Origin of the sequence: Devosia sp., from assembly GCF_036676215.1 — a bacterium.
Lineage (GTDB): Bacteria > Pseudomonadota > Alphaproteobacteria > Rhizobiales > Devosiaceae > Devosia.
This window is the reverse complement of sequence record NZ_JAKFDJ010000212.1, coordinates 1-2,117: the sequence shown is the minus strand read 5'-3', so window position 1 is coordinate 2,117 and position 2,117 is coordinate 1. Positions and strand designations below refer to the sequence as shown.

The following is a 2,117-nucleotide window of genomic DNA, read 5'->3' as shown; positions in this document are numbered from 1 at the left end:
AAAACCCCGGATAGCCGATCTGTCAGCGCGTCGAACAAGCGGTCGCTCCTGGAGGCCCAAACGCAATCGACCCCCGTGGACGATCACGTCGACGGGGGGCCTCGCCGCCCTCGTCCCACATCAATCCGTGGGGGTCGTGGCGGTGGAGGGCGCGATTGCTCTGCGCCGGAAGGGGCGGCTTATGCGCCGAAGGGGGGCGAAGGTCAAGGCGAGGGGGCCTGGCGGCGAGGACAGGACCTTCGTCATGGTGGTCGATTCCGGCTTCACCAGGCCTGGAGACGAGGTCGTCGCCAAGGCGCTGGATTCGCGGGGTGGCTTCGGCCTGGTCCTGGCCGAAGCCAAAGCGTGGCTGGAGCAGGGTCTGGCGCTCAACCTGGTCCCTGACCGCCACCCCGACGCGCTCGTGCCGGGGTGGAAGGTTTAGGCTCACGCCAGATCTTCGTCGCGGTAGAGCGTGTTGCCTCGGTTTGAAGCGCTCCAAATCTCCCAGGCCGCAATCCGCTGAGAGCTGTCGATCTCCAGAGTCGGAGGAGGTCCGTCGTTGAGCACGGAGGAGGGCCCGGTCGTCCAGTTACGTCGAACGCTATCCAACGCCTTTTCAGCCGCCTGTTGCTCTGTGGCCGCCTGCGCCCATCGCGTGGTGACGAAGCCGGCGTGCCCACGGTGGTTTTGGATGCCAGTCCCGTGGATCACAAAGCGATAGATTGGCAATCGAACCTCCTGGCGCGACTTCACCCATCTAGGCCGTCGGGAAGCCCTTGTTGCGCAGGTAGGGCTTCACGTCCACGTCGCGGCCCATGAGCTTGCGGAAGGCGATCTCCGGGTCGACGGAGTTGCCGATGCTCATGACATTGGCGCGCAGCTTGGCGGCCATGGCCTTGTCGTACATGCCGCCGGGCGAGCGCTTGAAGGCGTCCACCACGTCCAGCGCCAGGGTCTCCGACCAAAGGTAGCTGTAATAGCCGGCCGAATAGCCGTCGCCGGCAAAGACGTGGCCGAACTGTGGGGTGCGGTGACGCATGACAAGTTCGCTGGGCATGCCGAGCTTAGTGAGTTCGTCACGCTCGAAGGCGTCGGGGTCGATGTCCAGGTCGCCGGCCAGGTGCAGCTTCATGTCGATGATCGCCGAGGACAGGTACTCGGTGACGTCGAAGCCCTGGCGGAAGGTGGAGGCCTTCTCCAGCTTCTCCACCAGCTCGGCCGGGATCGGCTTCCCGGTCTTGTGGTGCAGGGCGTAACTGTTCAACACTTGAGGCGTCGGCAGCCAGTGCTCGTTGATCTGGCTGGGGAACTCCACATAGTCGCGCGCCACCGCCGTGCCCGAGAGCGAGGGATAGGCGACGTCGGAGTTCAGGCCGTGGATGGCGTGGCCGAACTCGTGGAACATGGTCTCGGCGTCGTCCCAGGAGATCAGCACCGGCTCGCCGGGGGCGCCCTTCACGAAGTTCGAGTTGTTGGAGACGATGGTCGTCACCGGCTTGTCGAACTTCTCCTGGTCGCGATAGGCGTTCATCCAGGCGCCGGAACGCTTGCCGGCCCGGGCATAGGGATCGAAGTACCAGAGCCCCACATGCTTGCCGTCGCGCTTGACCTCCCAGACGCGGATGTCGGGATGGGCGACGGGGAGGTTCGAGACCTGTTCGAACTGGAAGCCGTAGACCTGGCCCGCGGCCCAGAACATGCCCTCGCGCAGCTTCTCCAGCTGCATGTACGGCTTCACCGCGTTCATATCGAGGTCGTAGCGGTCGGCCCGGACCTTCTCGGCGTAGAAGCGGTAGTCCCACGGCTCGATGCGGTGGCCGGCCTTCTCCTTGTCGGCGATGGTCTGCATCTCGGCCACCTCCTCCTTCACCCGCGCGATCGCCGAGGGCCAGACCCGCAGCATCAGCGCCATGGCGGCGTCGGGCGTCTTGGCCATGGCGTTCTCGAGCCGCCAGTGGGCGTGGGTCGGATAGCCCAGCAGCTTGGCGCGCTCGACCCGCAGCTTGAGGATTTTCTTGATGTTGGCGTTGTTGTCCTTGGCGTCGCCGTTGTCGCCGCGGCTGTAATAGGTGCGCCAGACCTTCTCGCGCAGGTCGCGGCGGGTGGAATAGGTCAGGAACGGATCCATCGAGGAG

The 2,117-nt window shown here is 65.1% G+C and carries 3 protein-coding genes; 1 reads left to right on the top strand and 2 read right to left on the bottom strand.

Annotated elements, in window-relative coordinates; all coding sequences use genetic code 11:
* The first annotated feature begins 244 nt into the window (after positions 1-244).
* Positions 245-424 (top strand): hypothetical protein, encoded by a 180-nt coding sequence (locus V6M52_RS17205; protein WP_332702053.1) that lies wholly within the window; start codon positions 245-247, stop codon positions 422-424.
* A gap of 2 nt (positions 425-426) precedes the next feature.
* On the opposite strand, the gene V6M52_RS17200 is transcribed toward V6M52_RS17205, so the two are convergent.
* Entirely contained in the window at positions 427-711 is a 285-nt protein-coding gene (locus tag V6M52_RS17200; RefSeq protein WP_332702051.1) for a hypothetical protein, read from the bottom strand.
* Between the two features lie 28 nt (positions 712-739).
* A partial coding sequence (locus V6M52_RS17195; protein WP_332702049.1) for a M3 family metallopeptidase occupies positions 740-2,117 on the bottom strand: 1,378 nt, incomplete at its 5' end.